The sequence below is a fragment of the Halorientalis brevis genome (genome assembly GCF_023077655.1).
The window spans coordinates 225,395-252,180 of record NZ_JALLGV010000003.1 but is presented as its reverse complement, the minus strand read 5'-3'; the positions used below and the strand labels follow the sequence as shown (position 1 = coordinate 252,180).

Sequence of the window (26,786 nt, the reverse complement as noted above, 5' to 3'; positions counted from 1 at the left end):
CAGTCCAAATATTTCGAACAGTCCCCCGCGAGGACGGAGAGTGTAGAATCTCACCCGTGGTGGTCGAGCCGCCCGCCGCTATACGACTGTCCAACTTACCCCCCTATTTTCATAATTAAGGAGATACTGGAGCGGTCACAAAAATCGTTTGTAGTCCTATATTGGCATCAAATGCTGAATAGAGTCCAAATTTACAAAAGTATTATATAGAGAGATGCAAAAGAGACTGGCAGACATGCGAGATAACAACATGAACACAACAGATAGAAGACAGTTCGTGAAAGCAGCGGGGCTGGCGAGCACCCTGGGCGTGGCCGGCGTGGCCGGCTGTATGGGGGGCGGGTCGGACCGTGGCGGAGACAAGTTCAAGTTCGGTGTCGTGACGTCGCTCTCGGGCGACCTGCGATTCGGCGGTGAGGTCACCCGGCGCGGGTACGACCTCTGGAAGAAGACGGTCAACGAGAACGGTGGCATCGAGATCGACGGCAGCAAGTACGAAGTCGAACTCTCCTACGCGGACGCGAAGTCGGACCCGAGTACCGGTGCCGACGCGGCCTCGAACATGATTTCAAACGAGAGCGTCGACGCCGTCCTGGGTCCGTACTCCAGCAACGTGACGCTGGCGGTGTCTCCGATCATGGAGAAAAACCAGACGCCGCACATCACCGGCAGCGCCGAGTCACCGCGCATCTGGGAAGAGCAGTACAAGCACACGTTCGGGACCGTCCCGACGGTGACGCTCATCGCGCGGCAGGCCGCAGAGGAGATCCTGTCACTCGACCCCGCCGCCGAGTCCGTCTACGTCAGCGGTGTCAACGGACCGTTCTCGAAGGCGACGGCGAGTGCGATGCGGAACGCGGCCCAGAACAAAGACGTCGAGGTGCTGGCCTACGACCTGAACCCGTCCGACACCGACTGGACGAGCGTGGTCAGCAGCGCGAAGGACGCGGACCCGGACCTGCACTTCCACGGTGGTCACATCGGCAGCCACGTGAGCCTCCTGAAGGCAGCAGACCAGCTGAACTACGATCCGAACGGCTTCTTCTGCCACTACGGTGTGAACACGTCCAGCTTCAAGGACGGCCTCGGCGCGAACGCCGCGGGGACGTTCGGTGCGACGGTGTGGCTGCCGGGCGTCGAGCGCACGGGCGGCAAACTGTTCGGCTCCGCCGCGGACTACGCCGAAGCGTCACAGGCCGAGTTCGGCGAGGCCCCGGACTACACGCAGGCCGGCTCCAGTGCTGCGGGTATCGTCTACCAGCAGGCGCTCGAAGAGCTGGGCGCGGCCCCGCCGCTCTCGGACTCCCAGAAGAGCAAGCTCGTCAGCATCATCGAGGACATCGAGGTCAAGACGTTCTACGGGGACGTCTCGTTCGACAAGGAGGGCGACTTCTACCACAACAACACGTCCACCAGCCCGCTGCCGATCCAGTTGCAGGACGAGAACGAGGCAGTGGTCGTCGGATCGTCGGCGTCGGCGTCCGAGGCTGACTACCCAGTCGGGAAGTGAGCGAGGATGGTCAGCACAGATCTCCTCGCACAGTCGATCGTGAACGGCCTGCTGCTCGGTGGCATCTACGTCACCGTCGGCGTGGGCTTCGCGCTCGTGTTCGGCGTCCTGGAGATCATCGACTTCGCCGTCGGTGAGTACGTGATGTTGGGCGCGTTCATGGGCGCCATCGTCGCGCCGATGGTCGGCGGCGAGGGACTGCTCGTCGTTCCCCTCGCGTTCATCGCCTTCTTCCTCGTGGGCATGGTCATCCAGCCGTTCCTGCACCACGTCACGACCGGCGACCGACCGATGCCGCTGTTGATGGGGCTCGTGTTCACGTTCGGCCTCGCGATCTTCATGCGCGGGTCGGTGTTGACGATCTTCGGCCCGAACACGCGGGCCGTGCCGACGAAGACGCTGGAGGGCGGCATCGACGTCACGGGCATCGGGACCTTCCCGGAAGTCCGCGTCGTCACCGCCGTCGTCGGCGTGCTCGCACTCGTCGGGTTCATGTACTACCTCTACCGGACGACCGGCGGGACGGCCATCCGGGCCATCGCCGAGGACCGCGACATCGCCCGCCTGATGGGCGTGAACATCAACCGCTACCAGTCCATCGCCTACGGCGTCTACGCCGGCCTGACGGCGACGGGCGGGGTGTTCATCGGCCTCATCTACTCCGCCGGCCCCGGCATGGGGCTGCAGTACACCGCGTTCGCGTTCTTCATGATCGTGCTCGCGGGCCTGGGCTACCTGCCCGGCATCATCGTCAGCGGACTCGTCCTCGGACTCGCACAGTCACTGACGGCCATCTACATCGGCGGCGATCTGGTGTTTTTCGTCCTGTTCGGGATGATCTACCTGCTCCTGCTGGTCCGGCCCGAGGGACTGCTCGGCAAAGGGGAGGTGGCGTGACGTGGGCGCAGAAAACGACCTGACGGTCCGCGACCGCCTCCAGGGCCTGCTCGACCGTGACGACTCCCACCTCTGGCTGTTCGGCATCGGAACGGTCGTCCTCGCACTCCTGCCGCTCGCGCTCAACACCTTCTGGACGCGCATCGCGCTGGGCGTCCTGCTGTGGGTCGGCCTGGCCCAGTCCTGGAACATGATCGGCGGCTACGCCGGCTACCTGGACTTCGGCCACGGCGCGTACTTCGGCGTGGGCGCGTTCGTCACCGGCATCGCCATGGCAGAACTTGAACTGCCGTTCATCGCCGGGCTCGTAATAGCGGGCGCCTTCTGTGCGGTGTTGGCATACGCGGTCGGCGTTCCGACGCTCCGACTCTCCGGGGCGTACTTCGCCATCGCGACGTGGGCGTTCGCCGAAGCGATGAAAGAGCTCGCGCTCATCGTCGAGATCACCGGCGGCACGTACGGGATGACCATTCCGACGGGGGCCGACTCCTCGGGCATCCCGTTCGTCGGCTGGCCCGACGAGATGTTCTTCTACTACCTGATGATGGCGCTGACGCTCGGCACTATCGTGCTGGCGTACTGGCTCTTCGAGCACAGCGAGTTCGGCTTCCGGGTGAAAGCCATCCGGGACCACGAGGACGCCGCCCAGTCGCTGGGCATCAACGCCACGAAGATCAAGCGCCGCGTGTACGTCCTCTCGTGTGTCATCGCCGCGCTGTTCGGCGGAGCGAACGCGTACTACATCACGTTCATCCACCCGAACGACGTGCTCGCGCCGATCATCACCGACCAGATGATCATCATGGCGCTGCTGGGCGGCCTCGGGACCATCGGCGGTCCCATCATCGGCGGCGTGTTGATCTTCCTGCTCAACCGCATGAGCTCGCTGTTCCTCGGGAGCACGACGCTCTACCTGCCGCTGATCGGTCTGCTCATCATGGTGATCGTCCTGTTCGCACCGAGCGGCGTCGTCGGCATCCTCCGCGGCGAAGTCGGCCGCGAGGACGTCAAACGCAACCTGCGCGAACTCGGGGAGAAGTTCAACATCTTATAGCCATGTCCGAGACACTACTCCAGACCGACGGCCTCACGAAGACGTTCGGGGCACTGACTGCGAACGACGACATCACGCTCAGCGTCGACCGCGGAGAGATCCGCGGCATCATCGGTCCGAACGGCAGCGGGAAGACGACGTTTTTCAACTCGCTGACGGGCTTCTACACGCCCGACGGCGGGACGATTACCTTCGAGGGCACCGACATCACCGGCTGGGAACCCCACAAGATCGCCCGCCAGGGAGTCGGCCGCACGTTCCAGATCGCCGCGCCGTTCGAGAACATGACCGTCCGGCAGAACATGCTGGCGGTCCAGACGCCGAAAGACGTCGACGAACACGAGCGTGCACAGGAAATCCTCGAGTTCCTCGAGATCGACCACATCGCCGACGACGACGCCAGCGGGATGAGCGGCGGGCAGAAGAAACTGCTCGGACTCGGTCGAGTGCTGATGCTCGACCCGGCGTGTATCCTGCTGGACGAGCCGACGGCCGGCGTCAACCCGGCGCTGGCCGACCGCATCCTCGATCACCTGCGGGAACTCAACGACCAGGGGACGACGTTCATGATCATCGAACACGACATGGACGTCCTCAAACAGATCGTCGACACCGTCTCCGTGCTCGATCAGGGCAAGCACATCGTCCAGGGCACCTTCGACGAGGTCAGTACGGACGACCGCGTCCGCGAGGCGTACCTCGGCTCGGCCGACGACGAGGAGGTACCGATATGAGCGGCCAACAGCAGACCCGATCCGATCCGCCGGTCCTCCGCGCGGAGGGCATCGTCACGGGTTACGGCGACCACGAGGTCATCCACGACGTCACCATTCAGTCCCACGAAGGGATCACGTGCCTGTTCGGGCCGAACGGCAGCGGGAAGTCGACGCTGCTGAAGACCCTCAACGGCATCGTCCCCATCTGGGACGGGACGATTACGTACGGCGACGTCGACCTCTCGAACGCAAAGCCCGACGAGATCGTCAAGGAGGGCATCGCGACGGTGCCCCAGGGCGGCGGCGTCTTCGGGACGCTCACCGTCGAAGAGAACCTCCGCGTCGGCGGCTTCACCGTCTCCGACCAGGACGCGTACGCCCGTCGCCGCGAGGAAGTCCTCGACGCGTTCCCGGCGCTCGAAGACAAACTGGGCGACCGGGCGGACTCGCTGTCCGGCGGGCAGCAGATGATGGTGAGCCTCGGCCGGGCGATGATGACCGGCGCGGACACCTTCCTGCTCGACGAACCCAGCGCCGGTCTCTCGCCCGCGCTGGTCGAGGACGCCTTCGAACTCGTCGAGCGACTCGTCGATCGCGGCGCACGCGTCATCCTCATCGAGCAGAACGTGAAGGCCGCGCTGCGGCTGGCCGATCACGTCAACATCCTCGTCGCGGGCGAACTCGCCTTCGACGGCTCGCCGGACGAGCTCTCCGACGAGAGCGAACTGATGGAAGTGTACCTCGGACTCTAGTCCGATCGAATCCTCTTTTCCCACGGCAGGGCCGACCGACGCGACAGCACCCAGAGGACGACGCCGGCCAGCAGCGCGCCGAGCACGTTCGCCAGCATGTCCAGCAGATCGAACGACCGGAGCGGGAGGAACGACTGGACGACTTCCAGGCCCGCGCCGTAGGCGCTGGCGACGACGACCGCGACCACGAGCAGTCTGGGCGTGACCGTCCACAGCGCGTAGACGACGAGCACGACGAACGCTGCGTAGGTAGCGGCGTGAAGCCACTTGTCCGCGCCGACGAGTCCGAACGGGCCAGCGGGGGAGATCCCGCTCGACGGCGGCGGCACGACGGACCCGCCGAAGACGATGACCGCATACAGGACGGCCGGACCAGTGCGGCCGGGCCAGGCCGTGAGTGAGCGCCAGGGCGATTGCACGTGCGACACTCGGCCGCTCATCCTCAAGACCCCTCGGGTTCTACGACTGCGGTTTCGCGTAACTACATCTGGTTACCACCAACTGGCAACGACTAACATGTTACAAGCCGTAATTAATTACGGTACGTTAACTCATGACAACACTCGGTGGGTTCCACGACACGGTCGCTCGGGTAGACCTGAGCGCGGGCGACGTACAGTACGAGGGCATCGACGAGGCGGACGCCCGGAAATATATCGGTGCCCGCGGCCTGGGCGTCAAGTACGTGTTCGACCAGGGGCCGGACGTCGATCCGCTGGGACCGGACAACCTCTTGGCGTTCATGAACGGACCGCTCACCGGAACGCAAGTGACGATGAGCGGGCGCATCGCCGTCTGTACGAAGTCGCCGCTGACGGGCACCGTCACTGATTCCCACCACGGCGGCTGGTCCGGCGCCCGGCTGAAGTGGGCGGGCTTCGACGGCCTCCTGTTCGAGGGACAGGCCGACGAGCCAGTGTACGCCTACGTCGAAGACGGCGAGGTCGAACTCCGTGACGCCTCGCACCTCTGGGGCAAGGGCGTCCACGAGACGCGCGACACCCTGGAAGAAGAGGTCGACGGCCAGTACGGCAAGAACCTCTCGATGATGGCCATCGGTCAGGGCGGCGAGAACGAGGTGAAGTACGCCTGCATCATCAACGAGGACGACCGCGCCTCGGGTCGCGGCGGCACGGGCTGCGTGATGGGCAACAAGAACCTGAAAGCCGTCGTCGTCAAGTCCACGACGGACATGCCCCAGCCCGCCGACCAGGAGACGTTCAAGAAAGGCCACAAACAGGCGATGCAGGTCATTCAGGAGTCCGACGTCACCGCCCCGAACGAGGGCGGTCTCTCGCTGTACGGGACGAACGTCCTGATGAACCTCACCGAAGAGATGGACGGCCTGCCCACCAAAAACGGGCGCTACTCCTCGACGGAATCGATGTCCGACGCGGAGGGCGACGGCGAGCGCATTATCGACTCGGAGAAGGTCTCCGGGGAGAACGTCCGCGAGAACATCCTCGTGGACGAACCCACCTGTCACTCCTGCCCGGTCGCCTGCAAGAAGGAAGTCGAGGTGACGGCGATGCACAAGGGCGAGGAGATGAACGTCCGGATGGAGTCCTACGAGTACGAGTCCGCCTGGGCGCTCGGGCCGAACTCCGGCCACCACGACCGCGACCGCATCGCGGTGATGCTCGACCGCTGTAACGACCTGGGCATCGACACCATCGACACGGGCAACACCATCGCGATGGCCATGGAGATGATCGAGGAAGGCAAACTCGACTTCGAGGACACCATCGAGTGGGGCGACGCCGACGAGATGATCTCGCTCATCGAGCGCATCGCCCACCGCGACTCGGACCTCGCCGACCACCTCGCCGAAGGGCCGAACCACATGGCCGAAGAATTCGACGCCCACGAGAACTCGCTGGCGGTGAAGGGCCAGACGATGGCCGCCTACGACCCGCGCTGCATGAAGGGCATGGCCATCGGCTACGCCACCTCGAACCGGGGGGCCTGCCACCTGCGCGGCTACACCCCGTCCGCCGAGATTCTAGGCCTCCCGGAGAAAGTCGACCCCGGCGAGTGGGAGGGCAAAGGCGAGTTGTGCGCCCTCTTCCAGGACATGCACGCCATCAGCGACTCGTTCGACATCTGCAAGTTCAACGCCTTCGCCGAAGGCATCGAGGAGTACGTCCTCCAGTACAACGGCATGACCGGACTGGACGTGACCGAAGACGAACTCATGCAGGCCGGCGAGCGCGTGTACAATCTGGAGCGCTACTACAACAACCTCGCCGGCTTCGACGGCGACGACGACACGCTCCCGGACCGGTTCATCGAGGGCCACGAGAACGCGATCCCTGCCCAGGGCGCCAGCGAGGGACAACTGGCCGAACTAGACAAGCTGAAAGGCGAGTACTACGCGGTCCGCGGCTGGGTCGACGGCGTCGTCCCCGACGAGAAACTCGACGAACTGGACATCGAGATCGGTCCCGGGACCGGCGTCTCCAGCGGCGACGCGGCCGCGCCGAGCGACGACTAACCACCTTTTTCTTCGTCGGGTGGCCTCGCGCTGCTCGGCCACCTCTCCTCGAAAAACGTGGGCGAAAAAGCCGCTCGCTCCCGTCGGTCGTTCGCGGTACAACCGCTTAGGTGAGACCGTACCGCAGCAGCACCACAACGGCGCAGCGACAGCACCGCAACGGCACCGCGTCGCGACTGCACTCCGAACCGCCTTTGACCCACGACTCGGAACTGTCGGCCATGACCGAGGGGGACATCGACGATCAGGTCACGCATCACGACGCACTCATCAACGGCGTGCGACTGCACTACGTCACTGCAGGCCCCAAGGACGGCGACCTTGTCGTCCTGCTGCACGGCTTCCCGGAGTTCTGGTACTCCTGGCGCAACCAGATCCCCGCACTCGTCGAGGAGGGATACCGCGTCGCCGCGCTCGACATGCGCGGGTACAACGAGTCCGAGAAACCACAGGACGTCGAGAGCTACGAGATCGAACAGCTCGTCGGCGACGTCGTCGGGTTCATCGACCACCTCGGCGAGGAGTCGGCCCACGTCGTGAGCCACGACTGGGGCGGAGCGGTCGCCTGGGCGCTCGGTATCGCCCAGCCAGAAGTCATCGACAAACTGGTCGTCATGAACGCGCCGCACCCGGCCGCGTTCGCCCGCAACCTCGATCTCGATCAGTTGAAACGCTCGTGGTACGTCCTTTTCTTCCAGATTCCGATGCTCCCCGAGTGGCTCCTGACTGCCGACGACGGGCAACTCGTGGGCGACCTGTTCCGCGACCAGGCCGCCGATCCCGACGCGTTCAGCGAGGACGACGTCGAACGCTACAAGGAGGCGTTCACCAAGCCCGGCGCGGCGACCGGCGCGATCAACTACTACCGGTCGTATTTCCGAGCCATCGCGGAACCGATGGCCAGGAGCGCGCTGCCGGTCGTCGGCCAGTTCTTCGACCCGCCGGGCAGCGAGGAGATTCCCGTCGAGACGCTGCTTTTGTGGGGCGAACAGGACGAGGCGCTCGGCGTCGACCTCTCGATGGGCCTCGACGAGTGGGTGCCCGACATCCAGGTCGAGCGGTATCCGGCGGCGAGCCACTGGGTGCAGTGTGACGCCCCCGAGCAAGTCAACGCGGACCTGATCGACTTCCTCGCCGACTGATCGTCACCGCTCGATCAGCACGCAGTCCCGAATCTCCAGCGCGGACGCGAACTCGTCGCTGCGGTCGTTGCGCCGCCCGTACCGACCGAGTTGTTCGTGATGGGCGCGCCGGACGGCGTCGACCTCTCGCGGCGTGAAGTCCAGCCGCTCGCCGATGGTCTCCCAGTGGCCGTCCTCGACGAAGAAAGCCGTGTAATCGTCGGTCTCGTAGGCGACCTCGTACTCCCGGTCGTAGGTATCGAGTCGGGGACCGAGGTCGGCCTGTACCAGATCGACGAGGTCGGGGAGTCGCTGCGGGCCGACGCTGGCTTTCGCCGCCGTCAGCAGCAGAATCTGACCGTCGATCGGGTCGCCCGCCATCAGCCACCCGCGCGCATCGCCTTCTGGGAGAACCGCTCGACCAATGAGTCGAGCGTCTCCTCGCTGCCCTCGAAGGAAACAGTAATCTCGGTCAGCGTCACCGACGGTCCGATGGACGCTTCGCCGACGGTAAGCGTGGCGGTCCAGTCGTCGGCCGCGACGCGCGCCGGCTCGTCGTCCTCCGGGTCACCGTCGACGAGTTCACCGCCGAGATTGGTCAGGTAGTGGACCGCGAGCCGCTTGGAGATACCCCGGAAGGATTTCTCGCGCTCCATCCTCACTCCCTCGCCGCGGGACGGCGGTCGGGGTCGGCGCCGCCCGCGACCGGCGGGAACACGGAGAGCGTGTCGCCGTCGTCCAGCGACGTCGCCGACCCCGCCATGTGGACGACGTTCCGACCGTTCTTGAGGATGCTCAGCTGTGCGCGGACCTCGCCGTCCTCGTCGAGCAGGCGATCGTTCATGTCCGGGTACTCCTTCTGCAGCGTCGAGAGCACGTCGCCGACAGTCGCGTCGTCGGGGACCTCCCGATCGACGACCTTCTGCCCGACGATCGCGCGAAACGTCGCGAAAAAGCGGAGTTCGAGGTGCATATCCATGGCAGGGTCGCAGGACGTATAAATCTCGTCGGGGATCAGAGGTCCTGCAGCCGGATGCCGTCCTCGACGAGGCGGTGGTGGCGCTCGCGGTCGAGGCGGTCGGCCAGGTCGTCGTGTTCGTACAACTGGCCGATGCAGTCGGCCATGAGGTTGCGCCAGGCGATGGCGTAGATGGGCGACTGGCCCCACGCGCGCATCTCCGGAACGAACTCGTCGTAGGCCTCCAGGCGCTCCTCCATCAGTTCGATGGCGTCGAGGACGTAGCCCGCGGCCTCGCCGTCGTCGTCCGCCTGCTCGACGGCGCGGTTGATGCGTTGTTCCCACCCTTCGACGGCACGGTGCATGTCCTGAGCTGCGACCTGGCCGTCTTCGGGCAGTGAGTCGAGAATCGGCTGCGGAATCGACAGAGATACCTCGTTCATGGCTACCGGGTCGCACGGCAGCGACTAAAGCCTCCCGGCGACGGGACTGCCTGCGTGCACGAGCCCCTCGCGACGTGACAGACAGGAAGAAAACAGGTCGGCGAGCGCTCAGTTCGACGGGAGCGCGTACTGCAGTTCCTTGCCGTCGACGGTGGTCGTCAGCGTGATCGACGAGCTGCCGAACGAGGCGGGCTGCTCCGGAATCGGCGGCTGCTCGCCGATCTGCGCGTCGGCAGTCGTCGCGGAGAACTGGCCACCGGCGACCACGTACAGCGTCTCACCGGCGGTCAGTTCCTCGGAGAGCGTGACGGTCCCGTAGGTCGTCAGTCGGCTCCCGACCTCGATCTCCGTGCCGGCCGGAATCGAGCCGTCCTTCAGTTCGAGCGCGAGCACGTTCCCGTCGGCCGTCGTCGAGAGCGAGGCGCGGGGGGCCGCCGCCCAGTCGGGCTGGGCTGCGGTCGCCGTGCCGATCTCGGAGACGGAGTAGTTCATCGTCGCCGTCTGCGTCTCGCCGTCGGATTCGAGCGTCGCGGTGATGTCGGCCCGCCGGACGATCCCGTCGTCGGTGACGAGGACCGTCCCGCTGGCGTCGGTCGCGTTCTGGACGGTGTTCAGCGGTGAGCTGGACACAGAGGAGTTGAAGCGGCCGATATCGAAGCGATACATCTCTTGTCCGTCGAGTGTCGTGGTTCCGTCGCGCGAGAGGGACACACCGGAAAGGGTCGCAGTGGGAATTATCCGGAAAATGGCTGCGGAGAAACTATAGCTCATCGACATCGGGGTCGAGCCCTGGCTGATCGTCACCGGCGGCGTCGCCGACGCGTTGCGCTTGGCGACGACCGATCCGGACGACCAGTACTCGTCACTCGTGCCGGCAGTCTCGTTCGTCCGCACGAACGCGTCGCCGTCCGAGCCGTTGGTGTACTCGATGCGGGCGACCCGGGACCCCATCTCGACCCGCATCTCTTCGGTGAAGTGCGTGTCGTTCGAATACAGCGACTCGAAGTGGTTCGCCCACAGAGCGGTCGCGTTGTAGACGCCCGCCGACTCGTTGACGCCGGGGAGCGCAGAGACGTCCGACAGCGAATCCTGGGAGCCGTTCGCAGAGGCGTTGTTCGCGTCCGGCGTCGCCGTTCCGCCCGGCGATCCGCCGTTACAACCAGCGAGGACGAGCATCGCCGCGACCGCGACGGCGAGCAGTTGTCGCTTCATGCCTTGCCGACACAGGCAGCAGAAGTATAAACGTACTGACTTTCAGGCGGCCAGAACAGTTTTCTATGCCTACAGTTCTTCGACGTGGCGGACCTCGCTGGCGATCCCCCGCGTCGACTCGGCCATCTCCGGCCCGCTCATCTCGGCCCGGCCGACGCCGAACGCCGACGGTCCCTCGATGACGACCTCGTCGCCCGGCCGGATGTCGTCGCTGGCGTCGACGACGCCCGGCGCGAGGACGCTCCCGTGAGGGACGAAGTCGTCGATCTCGACGCGTTTGACCGGCGCGTCGCTCTCGACCCACCGCTTCCCGCCGGCCAGCGTCAGCGACAGCATCCCGTACTGGGGAACCATCGCCGCCAGTTGTTCGCCGTCGCCGTCGTGTGCGCGGAGCTTCGGATAGCGCGAGCGGGTCTGGAGGTCCGGGAAGATCGCCTCGCCGGCGCCCTCGCCGAACTGGTAGTCCGCGATGGCGCGGATGGTGTTGTGTTCGCGCTCGCGTTTCGGGTACTTCAGTTCGCCCTCGAGTTCGGTCCCGAGGTTCGAGAGCGACTCGCTCGTCGTCGGGTGGTCGTCGACGGTGAACACCGGTTCGACGTCGAGGTCGGCCGTCGCTCGCTCGACGATCTCCCGGTAGCCTTCCGGCGGGACGTGGGCGATCACTTTCGGGTAGTCGTTGCGCCGGAGGTAGGCTTCGAGCACGTCGCTGACGAACTCGATCTCCGTGGCGGTCCACTCGCCGGTGACGACCGAATCGTAGTGCTGGGCGGGGTACGTGGTTTCGAGTTCCTGGGGCACGACGCCGATGGGCGAGGTCATCGAGGCGACGTGGGCGCGCCACTGGATGACGTCGTGGTACTGCCCGTGGCTCTGGGACTCGCTGTACGGCTTCGTCGCCGAGCACGGCACGAGGACGAGCGGGCTCGAAAACCGACTCCGATACCGGTCGGTCACGCGCTGGGCGAACCGCTGGATCTCGACCCGCCGGATGGAGTCGTCGGTGGCCGCAGTGATCTCCGCGCGCCGGAGGACGGGCGTGCGCTGCTCGACGTACCCGTACTGCTGGTCGAGTCGCCGGAACGTGGCGGTGAGCCACTGGTCCTGGCGGGCCTGGCCCTCGACGTAATCGCGGAGGCGGCCGTCCCGAATCCGGCGGCGGACGCGTCGGAGTTCCGCGCGGAGCGCGTTGGCGTTGTGTTCGGCGCAGTCCTCACGGGTGAACTCCTCGCGGGGCTGTTGGCAGGCCGGACAGGCACAGGGAAGTTCGTCCAGGTCTTCCAGGAAGTACTCGTCGTCGGTGGTCTGGTAGAAGCCCCTGGTGCCTCGAACGACGGCGCGGTCGGTGTCGACCAGGTCGACGCCCGCGTACGCGAGCGTCGCGACGTTCCGCGCCGTCGCGACCCCGGAGAGGTACAGCGCGCTGTCGGCGGGAATGGCCTCGCGGGTCTGAATGATCGCGTCGACGAACGCCCGCGCGTGGCCGACGTAGCCTGCGGCGTTCGACAGCACGTACGCGTCGCTCCCGTGGTCGGTCGCGGTCTCGGGCGAGACGACGGCCGCGTTCGGGTAGTCGACGTCCGGATAGTCGACGGCGAAGGCCTGCTGGACGTCCTCGGGCGTCCCCGCTGGGAGGCCACGGTGGGGGAGTACCGTCAGTTCCGTCTCGTCGCCGTCCGGGCGGTCGCGCTCCTCGGGCCAGAGACTGCCCGCGTCGGTGACGACGTCGTCGGCGACGGCGGGCGTCGTGAGCGGCTCGGCGAGCCGCAGTTCCCCGATGCGGGCGGCCCCGTCCCGCTCGTGGATCTCGAAATACTCTGTCATGCCATCCCCTCGGGGGAGCGCGGCCAACTATCTTTCCTTCGCGAGAACGGCGACGGGGCCACAGCGTCCCGTCAGCTCTCGATCTTCTGGACGATGCGCATCGCCGCATCGACGGCCGTGTCCGCGTCGACCGGCTTCTTGAGCAGGACGCTCTCGATGCTCCACTCGTCGCTCCCTTTCAGCTTGCCAGTCCTGACCTCGCTGTCCTCGTGAACCGAGCTGGCCGCGTTGGCCGCCCAGTCCGGCGTCCGGATCGTATCGAACGCGTCCGGGTCCCTGATGCGGACGTGGACGTACTCGTCACCGTCCTCGACGGCTCGGATCTGCGCGCGCGTTCCGGGGATCTGCGTCGGCGGGAGTTGCTGTTGCTGTGACTGCGGTTGCTGCTGGAACCCCTGGCGTTCGCCGGCCTGGTGTGTCTCCGCAGGTCTCTGTCGGTGCTGGGGCTGTTGTACCTGGGCCTGGCCCGAGAGTTGCTGTGGGTGCTGCTGGATCGGCTGTTGCTGTGAGTGCTGCTGAACGGGCTGTTGCTGTGGCTGTTGTTGAACGGGCTGTTGCTGAGAGTGCTGCTGGACCGGCTGTGTCTGGGGCGCTTGCTGTGAGTGCTGTATTCGCTGGCCCTGCTGCTGTGGAGGCTGTGGCTGCTGGCTCTGCTGGAACTGCTGTTCCTGTCGTGGCTGTCGTTCCTGCACCGGCTGCTGGGATTGCTGGAGCGGGAGCGCGGCCTGTGGCTGCCCACCGCCCTGCTGCTGTGGCACCGGCTGGATCGGTTGTGCCGACAGTTGGTGGCCCGGGACGGGTTTGAACTGCCGTTGGGACGGCTGCTGTCCGGGCTGTCCCTGGACGGACTGTTGGTGGCTTCGCGGGTCGCGCTGCTGAGAACTGGGTTGGTATCCGGTCATGAGTATGGCCTCCTGGGGTGTGGAGCTGGTGCGCACGCCGACGCGAATCAGTGACCGCACCGGGCGTTCCACGTCCAGCAGCAAAACGGTGCGGGCGAACCCGTGCGACGAGCGATCACAGTTGCCCGACCACGACACCGAGACCGTACAGCAGCACCGCACCCGCCATCAGATAGGCGAGCCAGGAATCAGTCGCGTCCCCCGCCTGGTCCTGTCGTCGAAGTCCGTACAGCCCGCCGATCAGGATGAGTGCACTCGCCACCACAGCGATGCCAGTAACGGGTGTCAAGCCAGTCTCGCGCACACTTATCGCACTATCGACCACGGTGACAGCGCCGTACAGCGCGAGAGATCCGTTGAACAGCGTCGATCGGTCCATAGCAGTCGTCCGAAGTTGTTCCCGCGAGCCAGCAAAACCCTGTGGTCAGTCCCAGTCGCCGTCCTCGACGCCGAGTTGGTAGACCGACACCTCGTCGGGAACCGCCGCCAGCGCCGTCTCGGGCCAGTCGTGATACGCCAGCGTGAACGTCGCGTCCGGATTGGCCGCGACCAGTCGACTGACGCCCTCGGCGGCCTGTTCGTAGGCCTGCACGTCCAGCCGTTCGGGTACCTCCGCGTTCAGCGGATACACGTCCGAGAGGTCCCGCGGGAACGGGCCGAAGGGCGGGGTGACGCGCCAGGTCTCGTCGTAGGCCTCGTTCGTGTCGCCCTCGCTGAGCAGCACGTTCCCCTCGGCGTTCAGCCGCTCCAGTCGCTGGTGGTGGCGCAGCACCTCCGGCCGCGCGGCGCTCTCCGAGGAGAGGTAGAAAAAGGCGTCCTTCGAGACCGGGTCTGTTTCTTCCAGTTGCGCGGCGTGGTCGACGAGCGCGCGGTAGCCGTCGAGCATCGTCGGGTGCCCGCGTGCGCGCGTCTCGACGAGTTCCAGTAGGTTGCCCCGGCGGATCGCCTGCTTGATGCGGCGCATCTCGCCGTAGGTGACGTGGAGGTTGTGTTCGGCCAGGAGTCGCTCGCGCTCGCGGGCGTTCTCGGCTTCCAGCTCGTCGGGCGTCGTCGACGCACAGACGGGACACTCACACGGGAAGTAGTCGAGGTCTTCGAGGTGTTCAGTTCCCCGGACGGTGAGGTAGCGGTCGTCGCGGGCGTACAGGGCGTACGCCGCCGAGTCGAACAGGTCACAGCCCATCGCCACCGCGAGCGCGAACATCATGGGATGGCCCGCGCCGAACAGGTGGACCGGCGCGTCCTCGCCGAGGCCCCGCTTTGCGGCCGCGACCAGGTCGATCATGTCTGCGTACCGATAGTTATTCAGCAGCGGAACGACCGCACCCACCGGGAAGACGTCCAGGTCCGTCCCGTCGGCGTGGTCGGCCGCCGCCTCCCTGAGATCGGGATAGGTCGACCCCTGGATGGGACCGTTGACGAGCATGTCGCCCGTGTCGACGGTTTCGGCGAGTTCGAGGCGCTCCTGGGTCGTCGCCAGTTCCTCTTCTGCCTGCTCGCGGGGAACGTCGGGCGGCGTCGGGATGTCCACCGGCGTCCCGATGTCCGAGCCGATGTCGCGCTGGAACTGGAGGATCTCCTCGGTGTCGACGTCGATCGTGCCGTACTCGGCGAGCTGAAACGATCCCGAGTCAGTCATGATCGCACCCGAGAAGTCGTAGAGGTCGTGGATGCCTCGCTCCAGAACGTCCTCGCGGTGTTCGTCGGAGCCGTAGAGGCTGTAGGCGTTCGTGATGAGGATCTCCGCCCCGAACTTCGCTTCGAGGACGCTGGGTTCGATGGTCCGGACGTGGGGGTTGATGACCGGCAGCAACGCCGGCGTCTCGACGGTCACGCCCGCTCGGGGAACTTCGAGTTCCCCGATGCGGCCGGCCGCGTCCCAGTCCCTGACCTCGAAGCACTCGCGCATTGCACCGGCGTAGTGGGGGTGCCCGCCTAAGGGTTCCGTTCCGGGTTACTCGCCGAACGCGGCGTAGTAGAGCACGCCGAGCGCCGTTCGCCCGTCGCGCAGCTCGTCGTCGCGCACCGCGGCTTCGAGGTCCGCGAAGTCCGCCGTCGTCACGCGGATGCTCTCGTTGTGATCCAGATCCTGCTCGCCCGTCGGTTCGCAGCCCTCGGCGACGAAGTAGTGAAAGACCGCGTCCGCGATGCCGTTGGCCGGTTCGACCGTCGTCAGGTGGTCGACCGCCTCGGCCTCGTACCCCGTCTCTTCTTCGAGTTCGCGCCGTGCGGTCGTCGCCAGGTCGTCCGCGTCGCTCGCTTCGACGCCGCCCGCCGGGAACCCGCGGTTGACGCGCTTTACCGCCTGTCGCCACTCCTCGATGAGGACGACCTCCCCGTCGGGCGTGAAGGGAACGATCACGACGCTCTCGCTCTCGGAGAGGTAGTCGTAGTCGGTCTCCGTGCCGTCGGGGAGGCGCACGCGCTCGCGCTGGATGTCGAAGCCCGGGCACATGTACGCCGTCTCCCCGTACAGCGTCTCCCAGGCGAGCGGCTCGGCGTCGCCACCGTCGGTTTCGTCCCGTCCCGTCGCATCGCCAGTTCCCTCGGTCATTACCAGTTCTCTCTCGCTCGTCACCCAAAAGCACGCCCAAACCCCGCACAATCGGCGCCCCGTTTGCACGCACGACCTGTTGGCAGTTTGTCCCCCTACTCGTCCCCGTCGGGATCGTACGCCCGCCCGATGTCGAACTTCGGCGCGCCGACGCCGAGCACCCGGGTTCGATCGGGCGCGTCTGCGGGGTTGTACGGCCGAATCGGACTCTCGGGTTCGGCCACGAACACCTCGCCCGCCGGGACGGTGAACGTCTCCTCGGGCGTCTCGACCGACAGTTCGCCGTCGAGAACGTAGAATATCTCTTCGCGCTGTTCGTGGTAGTGATACTGGGTCGCGAGCTGCTCGCCGGGCGCCAGGTCGTACACCGCGGCCGCGAGTTGGGCGAGTTCGGCGGCCTCAGTAATCGACCGGCGGTCGCAGGAGTGGTCCGGCGAGTCAGCCAGTTCCTCGGGGTCCAGCACGTGATAGCCCATATCGAGACGAGGTCGGCTGCGGTAATGAAACGGCCCCCTCGGCAGCGCCGAACCGATTTCCGGCGATGCCGGGGCTTTCGAGGGATAAGCCCTGTATTACAACGAGCAGTGCGGGCATCGAGACGAGTCGAGATGAGCACCGAGAATCTACCTCGCGCCACGGACGAGACCTGCCCGTGGTGTGGCGAGTCGATCACGTCCGCCGCCGACCCCGTCATGGTCGTCCCGAAACGCGGCCGGTCCCGCGAAGAGATCATGCACCATCACTGTGCGGTCGAGTGGGAGACGTTCATCGAACACGCCCGCGACCTCGCCAGTTCCGGCAAGCGCTGGCCGCTGATCGAGAGTCCGCTACAGAAAGGGTGGGAGTTCGAGACGGGGAGCAGAGAGTAACGATCAGAGGAACCAGCGGACTCGTTCGTTCCCCGACTGCCGTCACTCTCTCCGGAGGTTCGTCACTGTCAACACGTCCTGCAGGTGCTCCGTCTCGAAGTCGGCATCCGTAACGACGAGTTCATCACCGGTGGAGCGGGCAGTCGCCGCGATCAGTGCATCTCCAGTCGATAACCGAATCCCGTCGTTCATCATCTCGTCTTGGAGCCTCGCTGCTTCCAGTGCAATCTGTTCGGTGAAATCGAGAGTTTGCACACCGCCAAAGCCCCGGCGTGCTTCGACGACGTCAGTCTTTCCGGCCCCCAGAAGTCCGTCGAGTACCTCGTAGACACAGACGGCAGACGTAAAGAACGGTTCACGCCCGTCGAGATACTCGACGACCGCAGTGTCGTCGCTCATGTAGTCGATGATCGCAGAGCTATCGAGAAAGACCATCTACTCCCAGTTCTCCCGCGCCGAGCGAATTCGATCTTTCGCCTGTGCGGCTTCCTCAGAGGACAGAATGCCCTTCTTGATCGGCGTCTCGTCGGTCGTAATTCGCGTCAGGAACTCGTCCCACGTCTCGTCGTCGCGTTTCAGATCGTCGAGTCGTTCCTTCGTCGAGGAATCGACCGGGATCGACGTTCGGCTCATATTAATTCATACTGAATTCATCGGTTAGTAGCTTTCCCCAGTGGGTTACACAGCCCCCAAACGCCTGTCTCGTTTCGCGGGAAGTGTGAGGCCGGCGCAGATAGTCGAACCGCGTCAGACGTGCTCGCTTCGCTGCGCGCGACTGACTGGCTCGAATCTCCGTGGCCCATTCCCCACAACGGACACGCGTCGCTGTCGCTTCTCGTGGTTGCGTTGCGGGAGAAGTGGGCCGGCGCAGATAGTCGAACCACGCCCAGAGGTACCTGCTCGCTACGCTGCGCGGGCTTGCCTCTGGTCTACTTCGAATCTGCTTCGGCTGCAGTTTTTCACGCTCCTCCGCGACGCCTCGCTGTCGCTCGGCGTCGAGTCGTCGCGGAAAAATGGGCCGGCGCAGATTCGAACTGCGGTTACGGCCACCCGAAGGCCGAAGGATACCAAGCTACCCCACCGGCCCGCACGGTAGCAACCGAAGGAAAGGCCGGCCCAGTTTTAACCGTTGCGAAGTCGCAGTCAGCTCCCGCGCCGCTCACTCGATCGCGTACTGCTCGTACCGCCGGCCGACGGCCCGAAACGACCACCAACAGAGAACCAGCGCGACCAGCAACGGCACCGCGAACCCGCCCCAGTGGACCCACTCGGTCGGGATTCCGGCGACGTCGGCACCGACGCCCTGCAGCGCCGTCGCCACGTCGCCAGCGACGCCCACTCCTTCGCTGGCCAGCAAGCCGAACGGGAGCGCGAGCAGTCCCCCGATCAGCAACGCGAAGGCCTGCTTCGTGGCGCCGGGGGCCAGCGCCGACCCGACCGCGACGGCACCGGGACCCGCGAGCGCGAGCGAGTAGATCACGATGGCGCTCAGACTCGGCGGGACCACCTCGCGGTCGCTCCCGACGCGTACCGAGTCGAACCGCGGGAAGAGCATGCCGACGGCGGGAGCAGCCGTGACGGCCAGCAGCGAGAGCACGGTCACGATCGCGACCAGCAGGCCGACCTCGACGGGCGTGTACGGGCCGTACGTTCCGGACCCCACAGTCCCGACGAGGCCGAGCGGGAGTCCGAGAAGCAATCCGGGGAGGGCCAGCCCCAGCGCGAACTGGCGACCGGACGCGAGCGAGGTGAGCGTCGCGGGCAGCACGGGTCCCTCGTCACCGAGGGGATTGAGCCCGAACGCCGCGCCGGCCAGCCACGGAACGGTGAGCGCGAGCACGGGCGGCAGGACGGCGAACAGCGACCCGAACCGGGCGACGTTGACGAGCATCGAGCCGAGGAAGACGACCGGCAGGAAGACGAACGTGAGCCGCGCCGGGTTCCGGCGGGCGACGACCACTGACCGCTGAGCCACTCGCAGGGTGGGCTGGCTCAGCGACGGGAATGCGACGGGACGGGCCGCAGCAGCGAGCGGATCCGCCGCGCTCCCGGTGTCGGTCCGCGCCTTCGCCTGCGCGACCTCGTGTTCGACGGTGTCGCCGAACCAGAGCGCGGTCGCGATGCGGTCGAGCACGAGCCCCCAGCCGAGAATCCAGGCCACCGCAGCACCGCCCGCGACGGCCGCCCGGACCGGTGACCCCACGATCGGCGAGCCCACGACTGCGAGGTCGACCAGCCAACTCACGGGGAGGTACCCGAGGAGCGACGTGAACCCGCCGTCGCCGAAGTTCTGGAGCGCGACGTAGGCGCCGACGAACCCGACGACGGCGACGCCGGCGAGCACGGACTTGTAGCGAGCGACGAATCGAACGCGGGCGACCAGCAACTTCGCAGCGAGGCCGATGGCGGCGCCGAACACGAGCGCCGAGAGCACGAAGAGCACGGCCGCGAGCAGGAGGAACGGCGCGGTGAGCGGCGAGGCGGTCGCGTAGACGAACGCGCCGCCGACCAGCGCCACCGGGAGCGCCACGTAGGCGGCCGCACGCAGGAACTCGGCGCTGAGCAGCCCCACGAGGACCGATCGGACAGAGACGGTCATCAGCATCAGCGACTCGTTGTCGATGCGGTCGTGGCGCGACCCCGCTCGTTGGGCGAAGATGAACGTCGCGAACAGCCACTGGAGGCCGAACGTGCCCCGTATCTCGTTCGTGAGCGGGAACGAGGAGAGACCGCTCGCGAACCGGAGGACGAGCCACGCGCCGAACAGCACGAACAGCGAGACGAACGCACCGCCGATCCCCAGGAACAGCAGTCGCGTCCTGTCGGACCGAAGCCCCCGGAGCGTGCGCCGGAACTCCTGGCGACCGATCGCGAGGCCGTGGGTCGGCCAGCCGGGTTCAGGCATCCGTCGACCCCTCGGTGGCGACCGCTGCCCCGTCCTCGGTCGCGGGGTCCTCGCTCGTCACGTCGAGGAACACGTCTTCGAGCGTCCGCCCCGTCCCCTCCGTCACACCCGCTTCGGCCTGCCGTTTGAGATCGGCCGGTGGCCCCTCGGCGACGAGGCGGCCGTCAGAAAGGACGCCGACGGTGTCGGCGTGCTCGTCGACCACGGGAAGGATGTGCGTCGAGAGGAAGATGGTCGCGCCCTCGTCCGCGAGGCCGTCGATCATGGTCCGGATCGTGCGTGCGGCGCGCGGGTCGAGCCCGCTCGTCGGTTCGTCGAGGAAGAGCACGTCCGGGTCGTGCAGCAGCGACTGGATGAACGCCGTCTTCTGGCGCATCCCCTTCGAGTAGGTGTCGATGCGCCGGTCGGCGTCGTCGGCCAGGTCCAGGCGCGCGAGCAGGTCCTCGATGCGTTCCTCGGCGTGGCCGGACGGGAGGTCACGGAGGCCGGCGACGTAGGTCAACTGCTCGCGCGCGGTGAGTTCGTTGTACAGCGGCGGTTCCTCGGGGAGGTAGCCGACGCGCTGGATGAGTCGCTCGCGGTCGGTCACCGAAACGCCCGCGACGCTGGCCGTGCCGCTCGTGGGCCGCGTCAGCGAGGTGAGCATCCGCATCGTCGTGGTCTTGCCGGCCCCGTTCGGGCCGAGAAAGCCATACACCACGCCCTCGGGAACCGCGAGATCGAGGGCGTCGACGGCGACCGTCTCGCCATAGCGTTTCGTCAGGGCGGTCGTCTCGATCGCTGGCATGTTGCGATACTGTTCTCCGGACACATACAAAAGCGCAGAGCCACGTTTTCGAGGTCAGAAAGTCGTCGCAACCCAGGAACCGACCATACATTCTTGGCCCGTCGTCCGGACACCTCGCGTATGCACGTCGGCATCGTTTCGGACACGCACGACAACTACAGCGCCGCCGAGCGCGCAGCCGAACTGTTCGCCGACCGCGGCGTCGAGACCGTTCTCCACTGCGGCGACTTCATCGCTCCGCCGCTGCTCGCGGCGTTCGACGGGCACGACTTCGCGTTTCACGGGGTCCTCGGCAACAACGACGGCGAACTGGACGGCCTCGAAACGACGATCGACGGGCTAGGGCCGGAGAGCCAGCTCCACGGCCGCTACGCGACGCTCGAACTCGGCGGAAAGCGGATTCACATGCTCCACGGCGACCAGGGCATCGAGACGGTCAACGCACGCGCCGAGTCCGGCGAGTACGACTACGTACTCTACGGGCACTTCCACGTCGCCGAACAGCGCGACGTCGACGGGACGACCGTCGTCAACCCGGGCGCCCACTTCCCGACAGTCCCCGCGGAAAACCGGAGCGTCGCGGTGTTAGACACCGAAACCGACGAAACCGAGTTCGTCGAGATAACGGGCTGAACTCACACTTCGTCCACCCGCACACCGCAGCTATCATCCGTTCATTGAAGAGGCCAATGTGACCCAATCGTTTTTGTACTACGATCGACTACATACGACTACATACAGGGAAAAACGATGCCAGTAGACCTCCGTACCCACGACCCAGACGACGGCGTCGACATCGACCCCGGGACGAACAAGGCCAAGATCATCAAATTGCTCTACAGCAACCCACATCTCGGATATAAACCATCTGAAATACATACTAATCTCGACATCCCGAAAGGAAGCGTGACGACGACGCTTCTCCGTCTCTGCGAATCTGATCACATAGGGAAGACCACCGACGGGTACTATCACGCACTCGAATCCCGTGACGATCTCCGCCGGTTCGCAACGGGGCTCGTCCAGGTTGAGGATCTCACTTCGCGGTATGCAGGTGACGAACTCAGTCCGGGAGACGCTGAGCAAACGCGATCCCGTGAAGAACGGCTCGAAAATATTACGGAATCAGAGAGAACAGCAAACGAAATCGACACTGAGCTGGCCGGGCTCGAAGACGATCTCGAATGAGCCGGTATCCCCGCGGTACAGTCGGCTTCGCTGACGACCCATTCGATGTCCACACTAACCCACGTCCTGTCGTAATTCTCTCACCCGAAAATCGCCCGTATGGACACGAGGAGAGTACGATAGTCTGTCTCGGTTCCAACGCCGAAGAGAGATACGAGTACCACACTCCACACCTTGCGAACGAGTACATAGACGGGGCTCGATTTCCACAAGAAGACCTACGTCTTGCCGTGGGCACTGTACACGATCCCGCTAGGGACGATCGACGAGTCTGAACCGATGGGTCAACTCACCGCCGACGGGATGAAACTGGTGGCACAGTCAATCTACAAGATGATGCGGAGTTGAGTGGCGACTACTTGGCGGTAAGATAACGAGCCACAGCTGTGTGGCTCACCGGCGAAGATAGTCGGGAAAAACCGGGGCCGATCAGGAGAGGTCCGGAACGAGCGGTGCGTCGGCCTCGTCGTTTACAAATTTGGCTCCGATCGTCTCGTCGAGGATGCGTCCACCGTCGGTGCGGACGCGGGTCTTGGGCATCTCTGGAACGAGCGGAGCCATCGTGTCTTCGTGAGGCCGTTCGGTCATTGTGTCTTCACGCTATCCGATGAGCTACGGGTACATAAACATCACGGTCTATAATTAACAGGGAAGTTAATGTTAGTCACAGGTCGACGGTTCACGGGAGATGGCAACCTCGAAGTGACGGCCACGCGCAGCGATAGTATGGCGGAAGACAAGCCGGTCCCGGACGACGAGTGGGAGACCGTCGTCCGGAACGTCCCGCTGGTGTCGGTCGACCTCGTCGTCGAAACCGAGAATGGTGTCGTCCTCGGGAAACGGGAGAACGAACCCGCGAAGGGCGAGTGGTTCGTCCCCGGCGGCACAGTTCGAAAACACGAGCAACTCACCGACGCAGTCCACCGGATCGCAGCGGACGAGTTGGGCATGTCAGTGACGGTCGAGCGCCAACTGGGCGTCTACGAACACTTCTACGACGTCGCCGACGTGGAAGAGGCGGAGGGCAAACACTACGTCCCGATCGGCTACCACGTTCGGCCGGCCGGCGAGGAGACGTTAGAACCCGACGACCAGCACTCCGAACTCAACGTCTTCGAGAACCCGTTCGAGGAACTGGCCCTCCATCCGTACGTCGAGGCGTATCTCGTTGATGCAGGGATCATGCCAGCCAGAGAGTGAGCGAGTGGAGAACAAACAGCCGCGGGATACGCCAGAGTGTCTGTAGAAATGCTCAAACCCGCGGTCAGCGGCCAGCGCAAGCTATAACAACTGGCTGCATACGAAATGTCCACATGAGTACGTCAATTCGGATCTCCGAGGAGACGAAACGGAAACTCGAAGCGATCAAGCGGGAGGACGAAACCTTCGACGAGTTGCTCGATCGACTCGCAGTAAGCCACACTGAGGAGGACGTCCACGAGATGGGAGGGTTTGCGGACGAAGGGATCGAGGAACACATGAGACAGACACGCGAGGAACTAAACGAATCGCTCGAAGAGCACACGCAGCGCCAGTGAGACAGTTGCTCGGCAAATCCTTGCTGTGGGAGTTTGGACGTTGCTCTCAGTACTCGGAGAACCCGTCCGTATCCAGGTAGTTGTGTGCGACCGTGATCGCATGGTCGGCGTGGAGCGCCCGCGGCGACAGTGAGACGCGGGCGTCAGCTTGCTCGGAGAGGAGCGCAGCCTCCTCGTCGGTGAAGTCGTGGTGGTCCGAGAGCACGAACACCGGATTCGCTGGGGGTTCGCGCTCGACGATCGGATCGCCGTCCTGGTGGAGTTGGACGACGGTCCCGCCGTCGGCGGCCTCCGACAGCGTCGTCGCGAAGTCCTTCCGGGAGATTGAGACCCCCGGACTGCTCTCGGCCGCCATGTGACCGATGGCCTCGTCTTTGTGTTCGAGCGCCTTGCGAACCAGTGCAGCCGTGCTGCGCTCGTCTGGGTTGAGCCGATGCAAGTCGCTGCCTTCGAAGGTGATTGTCACGTCGTCCTGGAGGACGAGCGAGACGCGAACGTCGTCACGGAGGTCGTGGGAGAGGAAAAACGCCGAGTTGACGCACCGACAGAGCACGTCGAGGCGGCCGGCTTCGCTGGGGAGTGCGTCGAGGGGAAAGTCCGGCGTCGTGGGGACGTCGTGGCCGAGCACGATGAACTGGCGCATACCGAGTGGTGCGTGGCGAGGTTCTTGAACGCCTCGTTTACACCACTGCGTCACGTCCGCAGCAGCGGCTGGTCGAACGACACGAGCGTCGGGAGACAGAGTCAGCGACGGGTTTCGGGGGACTCCCGATCACCGTCACCGTCGGCGTCGTCGGGGACGATGACCTCCGGTTCGGACTCCGACGCGTCGATCGCATCAGCACTCTGCGCCCCGGCGTCGGGAGTCGACCCGTTCTGCGTCGACGGCGGCGACTTGCCGTTGGTCCGGGACTGACCGTCGGCGACCGGGGGTTGGAAACCTCGCTCCGTCGGGCGGGCGTCGGTCGCGTCCTGCCGGTGGCGACCGATGAGTTCGTCGAGCAAGAGCGCCTCGCGGTCGGTGATGTCGTACGTCTCGGTGACGTACGCGCGTGCGTCGTCGACCTCGCCGTGGAGCAGGTAACGCCGAACCTGGAGGTACGACTCCAGGAACGGGACGTCGCCGTCGCTCGTCGCCACGTCGTCGGGCTGGAGCGATACGCCGCTCTCGTCTTCGAGGTCGGCCAGGATGTCCTCGTAGCCCAGCACTGACGGATCGTGGTCTGAATCGAGCACGCAGAGGAAGAAGTCGGAGGCGAAACGGTGGAGTTCGGACTTGGACTCGAACACGTCGGAGTCGGCGACCAACTCCTCGATGCGAGCCACGAGCGCGTCCGGATACCGCACCGTCTCTTTTCCCATACTGGGTCTGTTTCACTGACGCTACTTAATTCGTGAGGGCCACGTCAGACGAGTATCCGGTAACTAATACAACAGTTGAACCACGCTAGACGCCATACATTACCATACTGGCGGCAAAAAACGCGGCTTTATTTATCCGTCCCGTGGAGTATCTCGTAATGTCCGAGTCCGGTATCGCGGTCCGGGAGCCGGCGACAGTATTGCCCGATCCTGAAACAGCCGACAACGTCGTTTACAACCCATCGTTCGAGGAGCTTCGTTCGTTCTCCGAGCACCTGGAGACGACCACGGAGTTCGGCTCGCCGTCCTACGTGAGCGAGGAGCGCTCGCGTAACGCGGACAAGACGAAAAACGCGATCGACCACGACTTCGACGACGACGACCTGGCGCACTTCGAGGACGCCGTCACGTTCGTCGAAAACAACGAGATGGTCTGTCTGGACCGTCAGATGGGGCGCCACGACGAGCACGCCTACGTCTGCCGGTACTACGTGCCCAAAGAGTACGGGCGCATCGCGCTCGCGTGGGCGAAGCTGTTCGAGCCGGTCGACGACCCCGACCGCGAACCCGACTTCTACACCGTCCAGGTCCCCGAGTGGGACGAGACGGCTGTCCGCATCTTGCCCGACGAAGGCTTCACCGCAGTGCTGGGCAGCGATTATACCGGTGAGGCCAAGAAGTCCTTCCTCCGCCTGCACATGTACTACGCGAAACAGCAGGGCGGCCTCGGCCTTCACGCCGGCAGCAAGCGCGTCGAACTCGAACGCGACGGCGAGATGGAGACCGTCGGCCAGCTGTTCCTCGGCCTTTCGGGCACCGGGAAGTCCACGCTGACCGCGCACGGTCTCTGGCTCGACGACCCCGAGGACGCGACGATGCTCCAGGACGACGTCTGTGCGCTGCTCCCCGACGGGAGCGTCGCCGGCAGCGAGGGCCAGGGTCTGTTCATCAAGACCATCGGCCTCGAACGCGAGGAACAGCCCGGCCTCTACGACGCCGCCACCGACGAGTCTGCCGTCATCGAGAACGTCGACGTCGCCGACGACGGCACCGTCGACTTCCACAGCGACAGATACACCACGAACGGCCGCGCGGTCATCCAGCGCTCGGAACTCGCTTCCGCCGGCGAGGACATCGACCTCCCGGACGTCGACCAGGTGTTCTTCATCACGCGCAACCCGGCGATGCCGCCGGTCGCGAAACTGGACCCCGACGAGGCCGCCGCCGCGTTCATGCTCGGCGAGTCCGTCCAGACCAGCGCGGGCGACCCGTCGGCCGCCGGCGAATCCATCCGCGTCGTCGGTACGAACCCCTTCATCATGGGCTCGAAGGGCGAGGAAGGCAACCGCTTCCGCGACCTCATCGACGATCTCGACGTGGACTGCTTCGTCCTGAACACCGGCACGGTCGGCGAGAAAGACGTCGGCGTCGAGGACACCGTCTCGCTGCTTCGTGCGATCTCCCGCGAGACCGTCGAGTGGGACGGCGACGACGCGACCGGCCTGACGGTGCCCAGCGAGGTTCCCGACATGGACGTCGAGGACTTCGACGTGGCGTCGAACCTCCCGAACCACGAAGAGCGGCTGGCTGCGCTTCGCGAAGAGCGCCGTGAGTACCTCGCGCAGTTCGAGGATCTGGCCGCGGAGATCCGCGACGCCGTCTACTGAGGCTCTCAGAAACGTACTGGTTTTTGTTACGGCTGG

The 26,786-nt window shown here is 65.3% G+C and carries 32 protein-coding genes and 1 tRNA gene; 13 read left to right on the top strand and 20 right to left on the bottom strand.

Features of this window, described 5'->3' with window-relative positions; all coding sequences use genetic code 11:
- Window positions 1-235 precede the first annotated feature (235 nt).
- The 5 genes from MU553_RS06755 to MU553_RS06735 are packed head-to-tail and all read left to right on the top strand — an operon-like array spanning window position 236 to window position 4,929.
- Window positions 236-1,510, top strand: coding sequence for an amino acid ABC transporter substrate-binding protein (locus tag MU553_RS06755; RefSeq protein ID WP_247377003.1), 1,275 nt, complete (start codon window positions 236-238; stop codon window positions 1,508-1,510).
- A 6-nt stretch (window positions 1,511-1,516) separates the two neighbouring features.
- Window positions 1,517-2,407 carry a branched-chain amino acid ABC transporter permease gene (locus MU553_RS06750; protein ID WP_247377001.1) on the top strand — a complete coding sequence of 297 codons (891 nt, stop codon included), beginning with the start codon at window positions 1,517-1,519 and terminating at the stop codon, window positions 2,405-2,407.
- A 1-nt stretch (window position 2,408) separates the two neighbouring features.
- Entirely contained in the window at window positions 2,409-3,461 is a 1,053-nt protein-coding gene (locus MU553_RS06745; RefSeq protein WP_247376999.1) for a branched-chain amino acid ABC transporter permease, read from the top strand.
- A 2-nt stretch (window positions 3,462-3,463) separates the two neighbouring features.
- The gene (locus tag MU553_RS06740; RefSeq protein ID WP_247376997.1) at window positions 3,464-4,195 is read left to right on the top strand and encodes an ABC transporter ATP-binding protein; all 732 of its coding nucleotides are present in this window, start codon (window positions 3,464-3,466) and stop codon (window positions 4,193-4,195) included.
- Window positions 4,192-4,929 (top strand): ABC transporter ATP-binding protein, encoded by a 738-nt coding sequence (locus tag MU553_RS06735; protein ID WP_247376995.1) that lies wholly within the window; start codon window positions 4,192-4,194, stop codon window positions 4,927-4,929. Before MU553_RS06740 ends, MU553_RS06735 begins: the two co-directional genes overlap by 4 nt.
- On the opposite strand, the gene MU553_RS06730 is transcribed toward MU553_RS06735, so the two are convergent.
- Window positions 4,926-5,369, bottom strand: coding sequence for a VanZ family protein (locus tag MU553_RS06730; protein ID WP_247376993.1), 444 nt, complete (start codon window positions 5,367-5,369; stop codon window positions 4,926-4,928). The two genes, MU553_RS06735 and MU553_RS06730, sit on opposite strands and share 4 nt — an antisense overlap.
- Before the next feature lie 113 nt (window positions 5,370-5,482).
- Here MU553_RS06730 and MU553_RS06725 point away from each other — a divergent pair, with 113 nt between their 5' ends.
- Entirely contained in the window at window positions 5,483-7,423 is a 1,941-nt protein-coding gene (locus tag MU553_RS06725) for an aldehyde ferredoxin oxidoreductase family protein (RefSeq protein ID WP_247376992.1), read from the top strand.
- Between the two features lie 221 nt (window positions 7,424-7,644).
- Entirely contained in the window at window positions 7,645-8,565 is a 921-nt protein-coding gene (locus MU553_RS06720; protein WP_247376990.1) for an alpha/beta fold hydrolase, read from the top strand.
- A 3-nt stretch (window positions 8,566-8,568) separates the two neighbouring features.
- Here the strand turns inward: MU553_RS06720 and MU553_RS06715 are convergent, their stop codons facing one another.
- From MU553_RS06715 to MU553_RS06665, 11 genes are all read right to left on the bottom strand, one after another.
- Complete coding sequence (locus MU553_RS06715) at window positions 8,569-8,925, bottom strand: DUF8048 family protein (protein WP_247376988.1); 357 nt, start codon at window positions 8,923-8,925, stop codon at window positions 8,569-8,571.
- Window positions 8,925-9,200: a MoaD-like domain-containing protein gene (locus MU553_RS06710; RefSeq protein WP_247376986.1), complete on the bottom strand. Its 276-nt coding sequence runs from the start codon at window positions 9,198-9,200 to the stop codon at window positions 8,925-8,927. The genes MU553_RS06715 and MU553_RS06710 overlap by 1 nt, the downstream gene beginning before the upstream one ends.
- A gap of 2 nt (window positions 9,201-9,202) precedes the next feature.
- Complete coding sequence (locus tag MU553_RS06705) at window positions 9,203-9,517, bottom strand: ubiquitin-like small modifier protein 1 (protein WP_247376985.1); 315 nt, start codon at window positions 9,515-9,517, stop codon at window positions 9,203-9,205.
- Between the two features lie 41 nt (window positions 9,518-9,558).
- Complete coding sequence (locus tag MU553_RS06700; RefSeq protein ID WP_247376983.1) at window positions 9,559-9,945, bottom strand: DUF7971 family protein; 387 nt, start codon at window positions 9,943-9,945, stop codon at window positions 9,559-9,561.
- 108 nt (window positions 9,946-10,053) lie between these two features.
- Entirely contained in the window at window positions 10,054-11,157 is a 1,104-nt protein-coding gene (locus MU553_RS06695; RefSeq protein WP_247376981.1) for a DUF7537 family lipoprotein, read from the bottom strand.
- Window positions 11,158-11,226: 69 nt separating this feature from the next.
- Window positions 11,227-12,978, bottom strand: a complete 1,752-nt coding sequence (arcS, locus tag MU553_RS06690; protein WP_247376979.1) for an archaeosine synthase subunit alpha — start codon at window positions 12,976-12,978, stop codon at window positions 11,227-11,229.
- Between the two features lie 71 nt (window positions 12,979-13,049).
- Window positions 13,050-13,880 (bottom strand): hypothetical protein, encoded by an 831-nt coding sequence (locus MU553_RS23860; protein WP_247376977.1) that lies wholly within the window; start codon window positions 13,878-13,880, stop codon window positions 13,050-13,052.
- A gap of 115 nt (window positions 13,881-13,995) precedes the next feature.
- Window positions 13,996-14,259, bottom strand: a complete 264-nt coding sequence (locus tag MU553_RS06680; protein WP_247376975.1) for a hypothetical protein — start codon at window positions 14,257-14,259, stop codon at window positions 13,996-13,998.
- A gap of 45 nt (window positions 14,260-14,304) precedes the next feature.
- The gene (tgtA, locus tag MU553_RS06675) at window positions 14,305-15,789 is read right to left on the bottom strand and encodes a tRNA guanosine(15) transglycosylase TgtA (RefSeq protein ID WP_247376974.1); all 1,485 of its coding nucleotides are present in this window, start codon (window positions 15,787-15,789) and stop codon (window positions 14,305-14,307) included.
- Between the two features lie 45 nt (window positions 15,790-15,834).
- On the bottom strand, window positions 15,835-16,434 hold the full coding sequence (locus tag MU553_RS06670; RefSeq protein ID WP_247376972.1) for an NUDIX hydrolase: 600 nt from the start codon (window positions 16,432-16,434) through the stop codon (window positions 15,835-15,837).
- A gap of 95 nt (window positions 16,435-16,529) precedes the next feature.
- Entirely contained in the window at window positions 16,530-16,910 is a 381-nt protein-coding gene (locus MU553_RS06665; RefSeq protein WP_247376970.1) for a cupin domain-containing protein, read from the bottom strand.
- 132 nt (window positions 16,911-17,042) lie between these two features.
- On the opposite strand from MU553_RS06665, the gene MU553_RS06660 reads away from it, so the two are divergent.
- Window positions 17,043-17,303, top strand: a complete 261-nt coding sequence (locus MU553_RS06660; RefSeq protein ID WP_247376968.1) for a hypothetical protein — start codon at window positions 17,043-17,045, stop codon at window positions 17,301-17,303.
- A gap of 42 nt (window positions 17,304-17,345) precedes the next feature.
- On the opposite strand, the gene MU553_RS06655 is transcribed toward MU553_RS06660, so the two are convergent.
- From MU553_RS06655 to MU553_RS06635, 5 genes are all read right to left on the bottom strand, one after another.
- Window positions 17,346-17,738: a PIN domain-containing protein gene (locus tag MU553_RS06655; RefSeq protein WP_247376966.1), complete on the bottom strand. Its 393-nt coding sequence runs from the start codon at window positions 17,736-17,738 to the stop codon at window positions 17,346-17,348.
- Window positions 17,739-17,936 (bottom strand): DUF7557 family protein, encoded by a 198-nt coding sequence (locus MU553_RS06650; protein WP_247376965.1) that lies wholly within the window; start codon window positions 17,934-17,936, stop codon window positions 17,739-17,741.
- A gap of 381 nt (window positions 17,937-18,317) precedes the next feature.
- A tRNA-Pro gene (locus MU553_RS06645) sits at window positions 18,318-18,390 on the bottom strand.
- Between the two features lie 72 nt (window positions 18,391-18,462).
- Entirely contained in the window at window positions 18,463-20,208 is a 1,746-nt protein-coding gene (locus MU553_RS06640) for a hypothetical protein (protein ID WP_247376962.1), read from the bottom strand.
- Window positions 20,201-20,995, bottom strand: a complete 795-nt coding sequence (locus tag MU553_RS06635; protein ID WP_247376960.1) for an ABC transporter ATP-binding protein — start codon at window positions 20,993-20,995, stop codon at window positions 20,201-20,203. Before MU553_RS06635 ends, MU553_RS06640 begins: the two co-directional genes overlap by 8 nt.
- Before the next feature lie 120 nt (window positions 20,996-21,115).
- Here MU553_RS06635 and MU553_RS06630 point away from each other — a divergent pair, with 120 nt between their 5' ends.
- On the top strand, window positions 21,116-21,628 hold the full coding sequence (locus MU553_RS06630; protein WP_247376958.1) for a metallophosphoesterase: 513 nt from the start codon (window positions 21,116-21,118) through the stop codon (window positions 21,626-21,628).
- Window positions 21,629-21,745: 117 nt separating this feature from the next.
- Window positions 21,746-22,183: a BlaI/MecI/CopY family transcriptional regulator gene (locus MU553_RS06625; RefSeq protein ID WP_247376956.1), complete on the top strand. Its 438-nt coding sequence runs from the start codon at window positions 21,746-21,748 to the stop codon at window positions 22,181-22,183.
- 429 nt (window positions 22,184-22,612) lie between these two features.
- Here MU553_RS06625 and MU553_RS06620 read toward each other — a convergent pair whose 3' ends face one another.
- Window positions 22,613-22,771, bottom strand: coding sequence for a hypothetical protein (locus MU553_RS06620; protein WP_247376954.1), 159 nt, complete (start codon window positions 22,769-22,771; stop codon window positions 22,613-22,615).
- Window positions 22,772-22,909: 138 nt separating this feature from the next.
- Between MU553_RS06620 and MU553_RS06615 the strand changes: the two genes are divergently transcribed.
- Together MU553_RS06615 and MU553_RS06610 are read left to right on the top strand one after the other, a co-directional pair.
- Window positions 22,910-23,383, top strand: coding sequence for a GDP-mannose mannosyl hydrolase (locus MU553_RS06615; protein ID WP_247376952.1), 474 nt, complete (start codon window positions 22,910-22,912; stop codon window positions 23,381-23,383).
- Window positions 23,384-23,496: 113 nt separating this feature from the next.
- Window positions 23,497-23,721, top strand: a complete 225-nt coding sequence (locus MU553_RS06610) for an antitoxin VapB family protein (RefSeq protein WP_247376950.1) — start codon at window positions 23,497-23,499, stop codon at window positions 23,719-23,721.
- 46 nt (window positions 23,722-23,767) lie between these two features.
- On the opposite strand, the gene trmY is transcribed toward MU553_RS06610, so the two are convergent.
- Both trmY and MU553_RS06600 read right to left on the bottom strand, forming a co-directional pair.
- A complete protein-coding gene (gene trmY, locus MU553_RS06605) occupies window positions 23,768-24,364 on the bottom strand; it encodes a tRNA (pseudouridine(54)-N(1))-methyltransferase TrmY (RefSeq protein ID WP_247376949.1) in 597 nt (198 codons plus the stop codon).
- 101 nt (window positions 24,365-24,465) lie between these two features.
- Window positions 24,466-25,083: a hypothetical protein gene (locus tag MU553_RS06600; RefSeq protein WP_247376947.1), complete on the bottom strand. Its 618-nt coding sequence runs from the start codon at window positions 25,081-25,083 to the stop codon at window positions 24,466-24,468.
- Window positions 25,084-25,241: 158 nt separating this feature from the next.
- On the opposite strand from MU553_RS06600, the gene MU553_RS06595 reads away from it, so the two are divergent.
- Complete coding sequence (locus tag MU553_RS06595) at window positions 25,242-26,750, top strand: phosphoenolpyruvate carboxykinase (ATP) (RefSeq protein ID WP_247376944.1); 1,509 nt, start codon at window positions 25,242-25,244, stop codon at window positions 26,748-26,750.
- The last annotated feature ends 36 nt before the right edge of the window (window positions 26,751-26,786 follow it).